The organism is Pseudomonas nabeulensis, from assembly GCF_004682045.1.
Classification (GTDB): domain Bacteria; phylum Pseudomonadota; class Gammaproteobacteria; order Pseudomonadales; family Pseudomonadaceae; genus Aquipseudomonas; species Aquipseudomonas nabeulensis.
The window spans coordinates 1-15,907 of the sequence record NZ_QUZT01000023.1 but is presented as its reverse complement, the minus strand read 5'-3'; the positions used below and the strand labels follow the sequence as shown (position 1 = coordinate 15,907).

The following is a 15,907-nucleotide window of genomic DNA, read 5'->3' as shown; positions in this document are numbered from 1 at the left end:
TAACCCGGCTTTTGGCCGGGCGACCACACGAATCCAGAGGTTTTGTTGGGTTATACTCGCGCCCCTTCCCAACTCCCCGCCCGTTCCGGAGCCCGCATGACCCAGGATCAACTCAAACAGGCAGTGGCCCAGGCCGCCGTCGATTTAATCCTTCCCAAACTCGACGACAAGAGCATCGTCGGTGTCGGCACCGGCTCCACTGCCAACTGTTTTATCGATGCGCTGGCTCAACACAAAGGCGCGTTCGACGGCGCCGTGGCCAGCTCCGAAGCCACCGCCGCACGCCTGAAAGGCCATGGCATTCCGGTGTACGAGCTCAATACCGTGAGCGACCTGGAGTTCTATGTCGACGGCGCCGATGAAAGCGACGCGCACCTGAACCTGATCAAAGGCGGCGGCGCGGCCCTGACCCGCGAGAAGATCGTCGCGGCCGTGGCCAAGACCTTCATCTGCATCGCCGACGCCAGCAAGCTGGTGCCGGTACTCGGCGCCTTCCCGCTGCCGGTGGAAGTAATCCCGATGGCCCGCAGCCACGTGGCCCGCGAGCTGGTAAAACTGGGCGGCGACCCGGTTTACCGTGAAGGTGTGTTGACCGATAACGGCAACATCATTCTGGATGTGTTCAATATGCAGATCACCAACCCGGTGGAGCTTGAGACTCAGATCAATGCCATCGTGGGTGTGGTGACCAATGGTCTGTTCGCGGCGCGTCCGGCGGATGTGTTGCTGCTGGGCACCCCGGAAGGCGTGAAAACCCTCAAAGCCTGACGCAAATTCCCAAGTTGCAGCAGACTTGTGTGGGAGGGGGCTTGCCCCCGATGAGGGAGTGTCAGTTAACTTATGAGTGACTGGCACACCGCTATCGGGGGCAAGCCCCCTCCCACATGGGTACTACAGTGTTTTCAAAGATTGGGCTTCTTGAAGACATAAAACAGGTTCGGCTCACTGGTCAGGTACAGGGTGCCATCGTCATCCATCGCAATCCCCTCCGCCTGCGGCACTCGCTTCTTCAGGCCATGACGCCCTTTGAGCAATGACAAACTGCTCAACGGCCGACCATCGATATCCAGCTCCAACACCAGAAACGACTCATCCGACAGCGCCAGCAAGTGGCCGCTACGCTCGTCGTATTGCAGGCTCGACAGGTCCCGCACAAACAATCCGGCATCGCGCCTGGGGTTGTTGATCACGTGCACCGAGTAGGTTTTTTCCGGTTTGAAATGGGGAAACCCATGGACCTCATAGATCAGCATCGGGTCGCGCTCCTTGGCAACGAAGAGGCGCTTGCCCGCCGAGTCATAGGCCAGGCCTTCAAAGCCTTTATTGCCACCGACATGCAGGCCCAGGGTCATCTGCTCCGCATCAGCGGCATCAAGGAATTGGGTGTTGTCGTCGACATGCACCTTGATCAGCCGCTGCTGGCGCTCGTCACTGATCACATAGATGTTGTCGCTGATGAATTCGACGGCTTCGGCATCGCCAAACCCCACCAGGGGAATACGCCGCAGGATATCGCCCTCAAGGGACAATTCGATCAATTCGGGGTTTTTATTGGTGACGGTAAACAGGCTTTTGCGCACCGGGTCGTAGGTGAGGGCCGAGACATCATCGTTCAGCCCCTCAATAACCTTGGCCTCAAGGGTCACTCGGTAATCGCCCAGGCCAATGGAGCGCTCATCCGTCGGCTGGCGCCACGCCTGGAAATTGAACCAGGCGCGTTCGAATAGCCGAAAATGCTGCGCAACGGCCCCGGCACTGATCAGGGCGATCAATGCAAGTGTGAATAGAACGGGTTTGGGGCGGGCAAATCGACGCATCAGACGGGCTCAAAGGAAAAAGTGGCGAAGGAATATCACGCCCGTCTGAATTTAAACTTAAACGCACCTTGATGTGTGGCGAATGCCGCTCTTAGAGAACTATCCGACGTAACCGGTGTGCTATTTCTGCTTCTCAAAACGATAGAACAGATTCGGCTCGCTGACGATGTACAGGGTGCCGTTCTCGTCCATGGTCACGCCTTCGGCGCGGGGAATGGTGTCCTTGAGCCCATTGAAGCCACCGAGCAGGGTCATGAAGCTGACTTGCTCGCCCTTTTCGTCCAGTTCCAGCAGCAGGTGGGAGTCGGCAGACAGCACCAACAGGTGACCGGTGCGCGGGTCAACCGCCAGGGCCGAGAGGTTGCGCATGTCCAGTTCGGTGCTGGCCAGCTTCTGCTTGTCGCCTACGAGGGTCTGGCTGCCGTCGCTTTTCCAGGTGAACAAGGCTGGCGGGCGTTCTTCGCCGAGAATGATCTGCTGGTTGCGCTTGTCCCAGGTGACGCCCTCAAAGGCTTTGTTCTGGTTCTTCGACGGTCCCAGGTCATAGCTGGGGAAATCGGCTTTGTTCAGTTGAGTGGTGGTGGCGTCGACCTTGACGATGGTCAGGATGTGTTCGCGCTCATCGACTACGGCCAACAGACCGTTTTCCAGCACGGTCACGCCTTCTGGGTTGCTCCAGCCGTTCAGCGGCATTTTGCGCAGCACATCGCCTTGCAGGCTCAACTCGACGAGGAACGGGTTCTTGCCCATCACCGAAAACAGGGTTTTGGTCTGTGGGTTATAGGAAACGTCGGAGGCTTCGTCCTTCTCCATGCCCGGCAACAGCTTGGCGTCGATGACTGCATGGTAGTCCGGCAGCCACACGCTCTGCTGACGCTCGGCCGGCGTTTCGAAGCGCTCCAACACCCACAAGATGCCACGATCATCCCAGTGCATGGCCCAGGCGAGGCCATAGGAAATGACTCCAGCCAGCAACAGCCAGGAATACCAGCGCAAGGCAAAACGGGAACGCGGCTTGGGGGTACTGCTCGGCAGGGTCACGGCCATGGGGCGCTTTTTCCGGAAAGTCAGCGTTAGGTGATAGCACAGGATCCAAAGGGCTGCGCGCAGGAGGGAGAGGATTATCCGGATGGGGTGTGAAAAAAATGCAAAGAGCAGCATCTTATGAGTCAACACAAACCAATGTGGGAGGGGGCTTGCCCCCGATTACAGTGTGTCAGCCAACCCATCTGGTACTGATGCACCGCCATCGGGGGCAAGCCCCCTCCCACATTTTTGACCTCATGGGTCAGAAAGTCAGCGAACCTGGCTTTCGAAGCGGTTAACGCCCGTCAACTCCAACACCAACTCATCCCCCACATTCAGCGGGCCCACGCCAGCCGGGGTGCCGGTGAGGATCACATCACCGGCCTGCAGCGAGAAGCAGCCCGCCATGTGCTGGATCATCGGGATGATCGGGTTGAGCATCTGCGAGCTGTTGCCGTCCTGACGCACTTCACCATTGATGGTCAGGCGGATGCCGATGTCGGTCAGGTCCGGGAAGGTGCTGCCCACCACGAATGGGGCGATTACCGCCGCGCCGTCGAAGCACTTGGCGATTTCCCACGGCAGGCCCTTGGCTTTCAGCTCGGCTTGCTTGTCGCGCAAGGTCAGGTCCAGGGCCGGGGCGAAGCCGGAGATGGCGTCCAGTACTTCTTCACGGCTGGGTTTGGTCGACAGGGGCTTGCCGATCAATACCGCGATCTCCGCCTCGTAGTGCACCGAGCCGCGCTCGGTCGGGATGGCAAACCCACCTTCCAACGGCACCACGCAGCTGCCCGGCTTGATGAACAACAACGGCTCGGTCGGCACCGGATTGTCCAGTTCCTTGGCGTGTTCGGCGTAGTTACGCCCAATACACACCACTTTTCCCACAGGAAAGTGGATGTTGGTGCCGTCGACATACTTGTGCTGGTAGCTCATGGAACGACTCCTCAGGGGCGATTAAACAGCGAAGATCTTGCCAGGGTTCATGATCCCGTTCGGGTCGAACACCGCTTTGACGGCCTTCATGTATTCGATTTCAGCGGGCGAGCGGCTGTAGGTCAGGTAGTCGCGCTTGGTCATGCCCACGCCGTGTTCGGCGGAGATCGAACCGTTGTACTTCTCGACGGTTTCAAACACCCACTTGTTCACGGTGGCGCACTTGGCGAAGAACTCATCCTTGCTAAGGTTTTCCGGCTTGAGGATGTTCAAATGCAGGTTGCCGTCGCCGATATGGCCGAACCAGACGATTTCGAAGTCTGGGTAGTGTTCGCCGACGATCGCGTCAATTTCCTTGAGGAATGCCGGCACTTTGGAGACGGTGACCGAGATATCGTTCTTGTACGGCGTCCAGTGGGAAATGGTCTCGGAGATGTACTCGCGCAGTTTCCACAGGTTATGCAGCTGGGTTTCGCTCTGGCTCATCACGCCATCCAGCACCCAGCCCTGTTCCACGCAGTGTTCGAAGGTTTCCAGCGCGTGGTTGGCGACTTCTTCGGTGGTGGCTTCGAATTCCAGCAGCGCATAGAACGGGCAGTCGGTTTCGAACGGCGCCGGCACATCGCCACGGCCGAGGACTTTGGCCAGGGCCTTGTCGGAGAAGAATTCGAAGGCAGTCAGGTCCAGTTTGCTCTGGAACGCGTGCAATACCGGCATGATCGAGTCGAAATCGGTGGTGCCGAGTACCATGGCGGTGAGGTTTTTCGGCGCACGGTCCAGACGCATGGTGGCTTCGACCACAAAGCCCAGGGTGCCTTCAGCGCCAATAAACAGCTGGCGCATGTCATAGCCGGTGGCGTTCTTGATCAGATCGCGGTTCAGCTCCAGTACGTCACCCTTGCCGGTGACGACTTTCATGCCGGCCACCCAGTTGCGGGTCATACCGTAGCGAATCACCTTGATCCCGCCGGCATTGGTGCCGATATTGCCGCCAATCTGGCTGGAACCGGACGAGGCGAAGTCCACCGGGTAGTACAGGCCTTTTTCTTCGGCGACGTTCTGCAATTGCTTGGTGACCACGCCCGGCTGGCACACGGCGGTGCGGTCGGTGAGGTTCACGTCGAGGATCTGGTTCATATAGTCGAACGACACAACCACTTCGCCATTGGCCGCCACGGCAGCCGCCGACAGGCCGGTACGCCCGCCCGATGGCACCAGCGCCACCTTGTGTGCATTGGCCCAGCGCACAATGGCCTGGACCTGCTCAATGGTCTTGGGGAAGACGATGGCGGTCGGCGCCGGTGCGAAGTGCTTGGTCCAATCCTTGCCGTAAGCCTCCAGGGAGTCTGCATCGGTCAGCACTTTGCCGGGCTCAACCAGGGTCTTTAGCTCATCAATCAGGGCAGGATGGGTCATCGACAGAACTCTCGAACAATTCATGGTCATCCTGAGAACGCTTCACGTCGCAGGAATGAGTGTTTAGCGGGGCGCGTATGCTAGCATACCGCCCCCGCAGGACAGAGCCCAAGGGCGTTTCTGCGGTGACGGCTTTCCTGCCGTCCGGGTCAGCTTAAGCGATCCGATTCCCTGCCATTTTTCTCCGGGATACAGGTTTACGCAGATGAGCAAGACTTCTCTCGATAAGAGCAAGATCAAGTTCCTTCTTCTGGAAGGCGTCCACCCATCGGCTGTCGACGTTCTGAAAGCCGCCGGGTACACCAGCATTGAGTACATCACCAGTTCTCTGCCGGAAGCCCAACTCAAGGAAAAGATCGCCGACGCGCACTTTATCGGCATTCGCTCCCGCACTCAGCTGACCGAAGAGATCTTCGACCACGCCAAGAAACTCGTGGCTGTCGGCTGTTTCTGCATCGGCACCAACCAGGTCGACCTCAACGCAGCGCGCGAGCGCGGCATCGCGGTGTTCAACGCGCCGTACTCCAACACCCGTTCCGTTGCGGAGCTGGTACTGGCCGAGGCGATCCTGCTGTTGCGCGGCATTCCTGAGAAGAACGCTTCCTGCCACCGTGGCGGCTGGATCAAGAGCGCAGCCAACTCCTTCGAAATCCGCGGCAAGAAGCTGGGTATCGTCGGTTATGGCTCGATCGGTACTCAACTGTCGGTACTGGCTGAAGGCCTGGGCATGCAGGTGTTCTTCTACGACACCCTGACCAAGCTGCCATTGGGCAACGCCACGCAAGTGGCCAGCCTGACCGAGCTGTTGGGCATGTCCGACATCGTGACCCTGCACGTTCCGGAAACCGCTGAGACCCAGTGGATGATCGGCGAGAAGGAAATCCGCGCCATCAAGAAAGGCGGCATCCTGATCAACGCAGCCCGTGGCACCGTGGTCGAGCTGGACGCCCTGGCTGACGCGATCAAGGACAAGCACCTGATCGGCGCCGCAATCGACGTGTTCCCGGTGGAGCCTCGCTCCAACGACGACATCTTCGAAAGCCCGCTGCGTGGCCTGGACAACGTGATCCTGACCCCGCACATCGGCGGCTCCACCGCTGAAGCCCAAGCCAACATCGGCCTGGAAGTGTCGGAAAAGCTGGTCAAGTACAGCGACAACGGTACTTCCGTATCGTCGGTGAACTTCCCGGAAGTGGCCCTGCCGGCTCACCCTGGCAAGCACCGTCTGCTGCACATCCACCAGAACATCCCTGGCGTGATGATGGAGATCAACAAGGTCTTCGCAGAAAACGGCATCAACATCTCCGGTCAGTTCCTGCAGACCAACGAGAAGGTCGGCTACGTGGTGATCGACGTCGACGCCGAGTACTCGGACCTGGCGCAAGAGAAGCTGCAGCACATCAACGGCACGATTCGTAGCCGCGTGTTGTTCTAAGGTTTCAAGCGCACCACGAAAAAGGGAGCCCCTCGGGGCTCCCTTTTTTGCATCTGAACAAATCTTACTTAACGTTAACCGTGATCACTTTCGAAGCTACAGTCGGTTCGAATTGACGGTGAACGTTGTCACCCGCCACCAGTTGCAGGGTGTGCTTGCCTGGGGTCAGGGTCAGCTCGGTTTCGGTTTGCGCCTTGCCGAAGTGGATCGACGTGGCATCGGCCGGGATCGGTTCATCGGCCTTGAGCGACTGCACATCGCGGTCTACCAGCAGGTGATGGTGGCCGGCGTTCGGCACTTGCTTGTCGATGGGCTCAAGGTCCAGGCCCTTGACGCCGAATTTGACGGTGAAGGTTTTATCGACGGTTGCGCCGTCTTTGGGCGAGACGATAAACACTTCGGCGCCTTGAGGCGCAGGGGTACGCGGCAGGTCGGCGGCATTCGCCAACATCGAGGCACCCAGCAGCAAGCTGGCAATCGTTGCACGGGACAAAAGGGCTTTCATTCGCTTCTCCAGTTTTTCGGTGAAATCTGTAGGGTTATGACAACTTCGCGACAAATTGCTGTCCAAGGCACTCAACACCATAGCAAAGCGATGCTGAACGGCGCCTCGCACATAAAAATTCTCTAGGAGTGACCATGCGCTTTTCGCCTGGCCTGTTACTGCTGTTTCCCCTTATGAGCCCCTTGGCTCATGCCGAACTGGTCGATGATGTGTTTGACCGTGGCGAACTGCGCATCGCCCTTGAGGCCAATACCCCGCCGTTCAACTTCAAGGAAGGCGACAAACTCACCGGCTTTGAAGTCGAACTCGGTGAGCAACTGGCCAAGGAAATGGACGTGCGCCCCTCGTTCATCACCACCGATGACGCCGACCTGCTGCCGGGAGTGGAAACCGGCAAGTACGATGTGGCCATCAACCATATCGCTATGACTGCGCAGCTCAAGGATCGGTTCGATTTCAGTGAGACGTATAACGAGAAGCCGGAGTTAGTGATTCCGTTCCAGAAGGGCAACCCGGCGTTCAAGGCAAGTCTGGACAAGGCGTTGCAGCGGGTGAAGGCCGATGGGCGATTGAAGGCGTTGGCGCAGAAGTGGTTTGAGGGTGAAACACCGGTCGCCAAGGCACAGTAAATCCAAATGTGGGAGGGGGCTTGCCCCCTCCCACATTTGGATCTAGGTCAGGTTTGAAAGCTGGGCCAAAGCCACTGCCGCCTCGGGCAACTCCAGCTCACTGAACACCTGCACCCCATGGCGCCTGAGCAACGCCGCCGTCACCCCTTCGCCGCGCACTTTCACGCCAGAGAACGTCCCGTCATAGGTCAGCAAATTCCCACACGACGGGCTATTGGCCTTGAGCACGGCAATTCGAATGTTGTGGCGCTGCGCCAACGCCAACGCCTGCCGCGCACCGTCCAGGAAGGCCTCGCTGAAGTCCTCCCCCTCGGCCGTCAACACCCGGGCTCGCCCCTCCCACACATCCACGCCCTGCCCGCCGGGAATCTCCGCAGGCGGACGCGGCGTTGGCAAACCGCCGGAGACCTCCGGACAGATCGCAACCACACGCCCTTCGGCTTGCCACACGGCCAGTTGGTCAAACGGCCCACTGGCGCCACCGTCATAGCGCACCTTGTGCCCCAGCAGACAGCGGCTGATCAAAATCTTTTCCATGGTTAAAACGGCTCGTTGCCCCGCCGGCGGAACCAGCCGGTGAGGGACAGGCGTTCACGGGTGGCGGGCAGGACTTCGTGGGGGACTTCCCCGGACAGGAACACCACCAGGCAACCACCGGTGGGCAGCACATCGTATTCGACGCCGTTCTTGAGGTACATGCGCAACTGGCCGCCATGCTCGGGCAGCCAGGCGTCGTTCAAGTAGATCACCGCCGAGACGGTGCGCCGGTCGTCGTCGCGAAAACGGTCCAGATGCTTGAGGTAGAACGCTCCCGGCGGATACATCGCGAAATGGCTTTCGAAGTCTTCCAGGCCAAGGAACAGGTCGCGGTTCATCGCTAGGCGCAAGGTGTCCATCACCGCCATGTAGGTGCCGCAGACGGGCGCATCACCCTCTTCCAGCCACTGGATATGGTCGCCGCGAATGCCCTCGCGGATCTCCTGGGCCGGGCCACGCCCCACCGCTGCCGGGGCCAGCTCACCTTCGGCTTCACGTCTACGGCACTCAGCGGCCAGTTCCAGGGTCAGAGCCTGGGGCAGGAAGCCGTCCTGCCGGGACCAGCCTTTTTCGGCCAGGTCGTCGACAATACGTTGCAACAGCAGGTGATCGAAGGGTATTTGCATGCCGCGCATAGTATCCATACGCCTGCGAATCCGACAGCGCCGTCGAGCGTCTGAACACACTTTAGTCAGGTGACTGATAGGACTTCTCGACAAATCCTACGCCCGACACGGACAATAGTGGCCGACTGACAGGAGTCCCTAATGCGTCGTTTGTTTTTTTCCTTGCTGATGTTCTGCGTGTTGCCCGCCTGGGCAGACAGCCATGACCAGTTGTACAAGGTCGCCGGTTGGGCCGAACAACGTGCGCATTTCAATGACGCCCTCAGTGCCGCCCAGCAACGCTACCGCAATAGCCTGCCGCCGGCGGTGTACCAGGCGCTGGTGGACAACAGCAATAAACGCTTCGCCGCCCAGGCTGTGGACCAACGTGCCGAAGCGCAGTTGCGCAAAAACCTGGCCGACCCGAAACCGGCGCTGGCGTTTTTCCAATCGCCGTTGGGCCGCAAGATCGTCGCCGCCGAATTGCTCGCCACGCGCCGCGATCAGCTGGCGAAGAACGCCCAAGGCCTGCCGAAGATTGAAGCCGACGCCACCCGCAGCCTGATCATCGGCCACCTGGCACAAGCGCTGCCGGCGCGCGAAGCCGGGGCGGAAGTGAGCCTGGCGATTGCCGGCGTGGCCGCGGATAGCCTGAGCCAGATGATTCCCGGCTTGCTGGGCGGTGGTCAAGCGCAGGGCATGTTGAATGGGCAGCGCGAACGGTTGATGCAGCAGATTGATAAGGATCTGAACAACACGTTGTTGTATGTCTATCGAGATTTGTCGGATCCGGAATTGGAGGAGTTCGCGACATTTGCCGAATCCGCCGAGGGCAAGGCGTACTACCAGGCGGCGCTTGCTGCTATTCGCGCAGGCCTCGCGGTCGGCCAAAGCACCTCAAGCCTGGCGCAATAAAAAATGTGGGAGGGGCGGTGCGACGATTCGACTTGCCCCCGATTGCGGTGGATCAGTCGACTTTTCAGTGGCTGACACTCTGCTATCGGGGGCAAGCCCCCTCCCACATTCGGATTGGGTTACTTCAGATGATCCTTGAGAAAGCTGAAGTACTGCTCGCGAATCTCCGGAATCTCATTGGCCAAGTGATGCCTGCCCCGCGCCAACATCAACACCTCGGGCTGATCGAACTTCCCCCGCAGCACCTGCAAGTTGTGCTGCCAGTCCACCGTCATATCTTCCTCACCCTGCACAATCACCGGCCGCCTCGGGCTGCGCGGTGCGGCTTCGATGCGCTTGATCCAGCGCGCCAGTGCGCCTACCCAGGCGGTGGGCAGTTGGCGTGGTTGCAGCGGGTCGGCTTCGAGGAACGGTTTGAACGCCGGATCGTTGGTGTTCTCGCTGAACCGCCGCGCAATGCCTTTGACGAACGGGCGCAGCAAGTAATAGCTGACTTGCGACCAGCCCCATGAGCGCGGCCGTACCAACGGAGAAAGCAGGAACGTTTTGCCTTGCGCCGGGCTTAGCGCGCCATGGTTGAGCAAGTGGTCCACCACCACCGCGCCACCGGTACTCTGCCCGAACAGATGCCAGGGTTGGGGCAGTTGCAGCGATTGCGCCTGGGCGAACAGCGCCTGCACCACCTGTTGGTACACCCCGAAGTCATCAATGCTGGCGCGTGCGCCGCTGGATAATCCATGCCCCGGCAAATCGCAGGCGATCACCACAAAGCCTTGGTCCAAGGCCCACTTCACCACATGGCGGTACAACCCCATGTGGTCGTAGAAGCCATGGAACATAAACATCGTCGCCACCGGCGCAGTCGGCCACCACACCTGCGCCACCACGTCAAAACCACCCACCTCGAAACGTCCCAGACGGCTGACGGCTTGGTCCAGCCCGTAGAAACGCTGGTAGACCCGCGCCTCGGCGCTAAGCGGCTGCGCATCCACCAAAGGCCGCAAGCTTTCGCGCAGATGATCGGGGTCAAAGGTGACGGGCATAAAGGCTTCCAGACTACGGTGAAGATGAATATCGAGCTGCGATATTCATCTGTCAGGACAAGCATGGCAAGCTACGCGACCTTCGAGGATTGATCTGAATGCGACCGCCCTACCGTACCGCCCTGTTCGCCAGCCTGATCCTGGCCATCTGCGCCAGTGTGCTGTGGACGGCGTATGACTGGTTTCAGGGCCGCTACCTGCGGGCGTTCAGCGAACACACGGCGGTGTTTTCCGGCGATCCGTTAAAACTGCCCGCTGAGCTGGCGGGCCCCGGGCCGATCCGCCTGGTGCACTTCTGGGATCCGGCGTGCCCGTGCAACGTCGGCAACCAGCAACACTTGGGCGAGTTGATCGAACACTACGCGCCCCTCGGGGTGGAGTTCTACGCCCTGCAAAAGCCCGGCAGCCACGGGCAACTGCCCAGCAACCTGCACAACATGAAAACCCTCACCGCCCTGCCCGGCGCCGATCAGGTGCCCGCCAGCCCTGCCGTGGGCATCTGGGACCGCAGCGGTAAGCTCGCGTATTTCGGGCCCTACAGCGAAGGGCTGACGTGCAATTCCAGCAACAGCTTTATCGAGCCGATCCTCAAAGCGCTGGAAGACGGGCGCGACGTGAATGCCACCCACACTCTGGCGGTGGGCTGCTATTGTTCGTGGCCTAAAGATCTGTAGTCCGTTACCCACTTTTGCTAAGGAAGGTTCATGAAGCGCGTCTTGCAGGTACTCGCGGTTCTGGTGGTATTGGTCGCCCTCGGCGCGGGCGTCTACGTCTACAGCAAGCAGCCAACCCGCCAGGGCACGGTCACGCTGGCCAACCTGCAAGGCTCGGTCACGGTGCGTTATGACGACCGTGGCGTGCCGCATATCCGCGCCGAAAACGAGACCGACCTGTATCGCGCCCTGGGCTACGTGCATGCCCAGGACCGGCTGTTCCAGATGGAGATCATGCGGCGCCTGGCCCGTGGCGAGCTGGCCGAGGTGCTGGGACCCAAGCTGCTGGAGACCGACAAACTGTTCCGCAGCCTGCGCATTCGCGATCGCGCGGCCACCTATGTCGAGCAACTGGACCACGAGTCGGCGCATTGGAAGGCCCTGCAAGCCTACCTGGACGGCATCAACCAGTATCAGGACAGCCACGCCAACCCCATGGAGTTCGACGTACTGGGCATCGCCAAGCGACCGTTTACCGCCGAGGACACCATCAGCGTCGCCGGGTACATGGCCTACAGCTTCGCTGCTGCGTTTCGTACCGAGCCGTTGCTGACTTACGTACGCGACCAGTTGGGCAGTGACTATCTCAACGTCTTCGACCTCGATTGGCAGCCCCAAGGCGCGCTCAACCTGGCCGCCAGCGACTGGCAAACCCTCGGCGCCCTCGCCTCCCTGAGCGAGCAGGCCCTGGCCGAAAACGGCCTGCCACAGTTCGAAGGCAGCAACGCCTGGGCCATCAGCGGCAGTCGCACCAAAAGTGGCAAGCCGTTGCTGGCGGGCGACCCGCATATCCGTTTCTCGGTGCCGTCGGTGTGGTACGAGGCGCAGCTTTCCGCGCCGGGCTTTGAGCTGTACGGCTACCACAATGCACTGGTGCCGGTGGCGTTCCTGGGGCACAACCTGGATTTCGGCTGGAGCCTGACCATGTTCCAGAACGATGACCTCGACCTGATCGCCGAGAAGGTCAACCCGGATAACGCCAATCAGGTCTGGTACCACGGCGAATGGGTCGAGATGACCAGTACCGAGCAACAGATCAAGATCAAGGGCCAGGCACCGGTCACCCTTGTCCTGCGCCAATCGCCCCACGGCCCGATCATCAATGACGTGCTCGGCGAGAATGCTGGCAAGACGCCCATCGCCATGTGGTGGGCATTCCTCGACACCCCGAACCCGATCCTTGAAGGTTTCTACCAGCTCAACCGCGCCGACACCCTGGCCAAGGCCCGTGCAGCGGCGGCCAAAGTGTCGGCGCCGGGGCTGAATATCGTGTGGGCCAATGCCAAGGGCGATATCGGCTGGTGGGCGGCGGCGCAGTTGCCGATTCGCCCGGCCGGGGTCAACGCCGGGTTTATCCTCGATGGCAGCACCGCCCAGGCCGACAAATTGGGTTTCTACCCCTTCAGCGCCAACCCGCAGGAAGAGAACCCGACACGGGGTTATGTGGTGTCGGCCAACGCCCAGCCCGTGTCGCCCACCGGCATGGAGATACCCGGTTATTACAACCTGGCCGACCGTGGCCAACAGCTGAATATGCAGTTGAGCGACAAGAGCGTGAAGTGGGACGTGAACAACAGCCAGGCCTTGCAGCTCGCCACGACCACTGCCTACGGCCCGCGTCTGCTGGCCCCGTTGTTGCCGGTACTGCGTGACGTAGTGAAAGACCCGGCGCAATTGACGCTGGTGGAGCAACTGGCGACCTGGAAAGGCGACTACCCGCTGGAGTCCACCAACGCCACGCTGTTCAACCAGTTCCTGTTCAACCTCACCGACGCCGCCTTCCACGCCAAACTCGGCGACGGCATGTTCAAGACCCTGCTCACCACCCGCGTGATCGACGCCGCCCTGCCCCGCCTGGCGGCCTCACCCGACTCGCCCTGGTGGGACGGCAAGCGCGCCGAGACCGTCAAGCTCGCCTGGGACAACAGCCTGGCGCACCTCAAGGCCACCTTTGGCGATGACCCGAGCCAGTGGCAATGGGGCAAGGCGCACACCCTGACCCACGGCCATCCCCTCGGCATGCAAAAGCCCTTGGACAAAGTATTCAACGTCGGCCCGTTCCCGGCGCCGGGCACCCATGAAGTGCCGAACAACCAATCGGCGATGATCGGCCCGGCGCCATGGCCGGTGACTTATGGCCCATCGACGCGGCGCTTGATCGACTTCGCCGATGTGGCACATGCGCTGACCATCAACCCGGTGGGGCAAAGCGGAGTGCCGTTTGATCGGCACTATGGCGATCAGGCGCAGACGTATATCGAAGGTGGGTATGAGCAGGCGCATTTCACCGATGAGGAAGTGACGGCGAATACGCGCGGTACGCTGAAGTTGTTGCCAGCCCGATAACTGCTTGGAATGCAGTCAAAAAATGTGGGAGGGGGCTTGCCCCCGATGGCGGTGTATCAGTGTCAGATGTGTTGGCTGACACACTGCTATCGGGGGCAAGCCCCCTCCCACATTTGACCTCATCCCTACCTTAGATCGGGGCAGCGAAGTTCAAACGAAACTGCTGCGGCGTTACCCCCAGCCGTCGATTGAACACAGTGCGCATATGCTGAGCATCACGAAAGCCGCATTGATAGGCCACGGTCTTGAGCGGCGCCGGGCTGCTTTCGAGCATCACCCGCGCCGCGTCCACCCGCGCCCGCTCGACAAACTCCGCCGGGGTGATCCGCGCCTCTCGGGCAAACACCCGCGAGAAGTTGCGCGCACTCATATTCGCTGCCTTGGCCAGGTCAGCGATGCTCAAATCCCCGGTCAGGTTCGCCAGCACGTACACCTGCACCAGCGCCACCGCCGAGGTGGTTTCGGCGTGGGGCGTCAGGAACGGACTGAACTGCGACTGCCCGCCCGAACGCTGGGTGAACACCACCAGGCGCTTGGCCACGCTCAGCGCGACTTCCGGGCCGTGATCCTGGGCCAGCAAATACAGCGACAGGTCGATACCCGCCGTCACCCCGGCCGAGGTGTAGAGGTTGCCGTCCTGCACATAGAGGCGGTCCGCCTCGACCTGGGCCGTGGGGCACAAACGCGCCAGGTCGGCGGCATCGTTCCAATGGGTGGTGACGGTCTTGCCGTCCAGCAGCCCAGCGCGGGCCAGCATGAAGGCACCGTTGCAGATCGAGCCGAAGCGTTGTGCGCGTTGGGTGGCGCCGCGCAGCCAGTCATCGAAAGGCGTGCCGAAGTCTTCGAAGGGCAACTGCGGGCCACCGGCGACCAGTAGAAGATCGTAGGCTTGCACGGCCTCGCTGTAATGCCGATGGGCTTGCAATGACAGGCCGTTGGAGGCGGCCATGTTGCCGTGAGCAAGGCCGATGACTTCCAACTGGTAATGGTCCTGCGGCGCCAGAAACCGGTTGGCCTCGCAGAACACATCCATGGGACCGGTGACATCCAGCGACTGGACACCGGGGAAGATCAGGATGGCGACGGTTTTGCCCATAGATGGTTAGCCTGAATGAACTGAATGAACACCAACCCCACATTTCCGGCTGGCACGAAGTGACGGCACATTGGCCGCAATCGCTCCCTCGCCGCGATGGCCCCGTCATGGGCGCGCGAGCAGACTGGAATCCTTCCACAGGAGAGCCACCATGACCACCACCATCGCCGGTATCCAGATCCCTGACAGCGCCTTGGCCAAGGCCACCACCGAATACATCCGCGACGTCGAGTCCGACTTGCTGTACCACCACTCGCGCCGGGTGTTCCTGTTCGGCGCCTTGAGCGGTGAACGCAAGCAACTCGCCTACAACCCGGAGTTGCTCTACGTCGGCGCGATGTTCCATGACCTGGGCCTGGTCGCAGGCCATCGCAGTGACAACGAACGTTTCGAAGTGGACGGCGCCAATGCCGCGGCAGCCTTTCTCAAGCCTTATGGGCTGAGTGATGACGATATCGAACAAGTGTGGCTGTCCATCGCCCTGCACACCACGCCGGGGGTGCCGCAGCATTTGCGCCCCACCGTTGCGTTGGTGACGGCGGGCGTGGAGATGGACGTGCTGGGCATGGACTACGCGGCGTTTCCGACTGCGCAGCGTGAAGCGGTGGTGCATGCGCATCCACGGGGTGAAGGGTTCAAGGAGTGCATCATCTGCGCGTTTGCCGACGGCTTGCGCCATCGTCCGCAGACCACGTTTGGCAACGTGAAGACCGATGTGCTGGTGGATCAGGAGCCGGGGTTCAGGCCGATGAATTTTGTCGAGGTGATTCGCACATCACCCTGGACTGCATAACCCCTGGCTTGAAATACAATCAAATGTGGGAGGGGGCTTGCCCCCGATAGCGGTGTATCAGTGTCAGATGTGCTGACTGACACACCGCTATCGGG

At 60.6% G+C, this 15,907-nt stretch carries 16 protein-coding genes; 7 read left to right on the top strand and 9 right to left on the bottom strand.

The window, feature by feature from the left end; all coding sequences use genetic code 11:
* Positions 1–96 precede the first annotated feature (96 nt).
* Positions 97–768: a ribose-5-phosphate isomerase RpiA gene (rpiA, locus tag DYL61_RS13985; protein WP_065902245.1), complete on the top strand. Its 672-nt coding sequence runs from the start codon at positions 97–99 to the stop codon at positions 766–768.
* Positions 769–902: 134 nt separating this feature from the next.
* On the opposite strand, the gene DYL61_RS13980 is transcribed toward rpiA, so the two are convergent.
* The 4 genes from DYL61_RS13980 to DYL61_RS13965 form a co-directional block, all read right to left on the bottom strand.
* Entirely contained in the window at positions 903–1,817 is a 915-nt protein-coding gene (locus DYL61_RS13980; RefSeq protein ID WP_135308800.1) for an SdiA-regulated domain-containing protein, read from the bottom strand.
* A 120-nt stretch (positions 1,818–1,937) separates the two neighbouring features.
* Positions 1,938–2,864 (bottom strand): SdiA-regulated domain-containing protein, encoded by a 927-nt coding sequence (locus DYL61_RS13975; protein ID WP_135308799.1) that lies wholly within the window; start codon positions 2,862–2,864, stop codon positions 1,938–1,940.
* Between the two features lie 249 nt (positions 2,865–3,113).
* Entirely contained in the window at positions 3,114–3,779 is a 666-nt protein-coding gene (locus tag DYL61_RS13970; protein WP_135308798.1) for a fumarylacetoacetate hydrolase family protein, read from the bottom strand.
* Positions 3,780–3,800: 21 nt separating this feature from the next.
* Positions 3,801–5,195 carry an FAD-binding oxidoreductase gene (locus DYL61_RS13965; protein WP_135308797.1) on the bottom strand — a complete coding sequence of 465 codons (1,395 nt, stop codon included), beginning with the start codon at positions 5,193–5,195 and terminating at the stop codon, positions 3,801–3,803.
* A gap of 205 nt (positions 5,196–5,400) precedes the next feature.
* Here DYL61_RS13965 and serA point away from each other — a divergent pair, with 205 nt between their 5' ends.
* Entirely contained in the window at positions 5,401–6,630 is a 1,230-nt protein-coding gene (gene serA / locus DYL61_RS13955) for a phosphoglycerate dehydrogenase (protein ID WP_003195214.1), read from the top strand.
* Positions 6,631–6,694: 64 nt separating this feature from the next.
* On the opposite strand, the gene DYL61_RS13950 is transcribed toward serA, so the two are convergent.
* Positions 6,695–7,135: a DUF4399 domain-containing protein gene (locus tag DYL61_RS13950; protein WP_135308796.1), complete on the bottom strand. Its 441-nt coding sequence runs from the start codon at positions 7,133–7,135 to the stop codon at positions 6,695–6,697.
* A gap of 134 nt (positions 7,136–7,269) precedes the next feature.
* Here DYL61_RS13950 and DYL61_RS13945 point away from each other — a divergent pair, with 134 nt between their 5' ends.
* The gene (locus DYL61_RS13945) at positions 7,270–7,764 is read left to right on the top strand and encodes a transporter substrate-binding domain-containing protein (protein ID WP_135308795.1); all 495 of its coding nucleotides are present in this window, start codon (positions 7,270–7,272) and stop codon (positions 7,762–7,764) included.
* A gap of 42 nt (positions 7,765–7,806) precedes the next feature.
* Here the strand turns inward: DYL61_RS13945 and DYL61_RS13940 are convergent, their stop codons facing one another.
* On the bottom strand, positions 7,807–8,301 hold the full coding sequence (locus DYL61_RS13940) for a 2-thiouracil desulfurase family protein (protein WP_135308794.1): 495 nt from the start codon (positions 8,299–8,301) through the stop codon (positions 7,807–7,809).
* A 2-nt stretch (positions 8,302–8,303) separates the two neighbouring features.
* Positions 8,304–8,936, bottom strand: coding sequence for a 2OG-Fe(II) oxygenase (locus tag DYL61_RS13935; RefSeq protein ID WP_135308852.1), 633 nt, complete (start codon positions 8,934–8,936; stop codon positions 8,304–8,306).
* A 132-nt stretch (positions 8,937–9,068) separates the two neighbouring features.
* Between DYL61_RS13935 and DYL61_RS13930 the strand changes: the two genes are divergently transcribed.
* Entirely contained in the window at positions 9,069–9,821 is a 753-nt protein-coding gene (locus DYL61_RS13930) for a DUF2059 domain-containing protein (RefSeq protein ID WP_135308793.1), read from the top strand.
* Between the two features lie 119 nt (positions 9,822–9,940).
* Here the strand turns inward: DYL61_RS13930 and bipL are convergent, their stop codons facing one another.
* Positions 9,941–10,864: a phospholipase BipL gene (gene bipL, locus DYL61_RS13925; protein WP_135308792.1), complete on the bottom strand. Its 924-nt coding sequence runs from the start codon at positions 10,862–10,864 to the stop codon at positions 9,941–9,943.
* Between the two features lie 98 nt (positions 10,865–10,962).
* Here bipL and DYL61_RS13920 point away from each other — a divergent pair, with 98 nt between their 5' ends.
* Both DYL61_RS13920 and DYL61_RS13915 read left to right on the top strand, forming a co-directional pair.
* Positions 10,963–11,538, top strand: a complete 576-nt coding sequence (locus tag DYL61_RS13920) for a DUF6436 domain-containing protein (protein ID WP_105697202.1) — start codon at positions 10,963–10,965, stop codon at positions 11,536–11,538.
* A 30-nt stretch (positions 11,539–11,568) separates the two neighbouring features.
* Complete coding sequence (locus tag DYL61_RS13915; RefSeq protein WP_135308791.1) at positions 11,569–13,923, top strand: penicillin acylase family protein; 2,355 nt, start codon at positions 11,569–11,571, stop codon at positions 13,921–13,923.
* 130 nt (positions 13,924–14,053) lie between these two features.
* Here DYL61_RS13915 and DYL61_RS13910 read toward each other — a convergent pair whose 3' ends face one another.
* Positions 14,054–15,019 carry a GlxA family transcriptional regulator gene (locus DYL61_RS13910; RefSeq protein ID WP_135308790.1) on the bottom strand — a complete coding sequence of 322 codons (966 nt, stop codon included), beginning with the start codon at positions 15,017–15,019 and terminating at the stop codon, positions 14,054–14,056.
* 151 nt (positions 15,020–15,170) lie between these two features.
* Here DYL61_RS13910 and DYL61_RS13905 point away from each other — a divergent pair, with 151 nt between their 5' ends.
* A complete protein-coding gene (locus tag DYL61_RS13905) occupies positions 15,171–15,812 on the top strand; it encodes an HD domain-containing protein (protein ID WP_135308789.1) in 642 nt (213 codons plus the stop codon).
* Positions 15,813–15,907 lie beyond the last annotated feature (95 nt).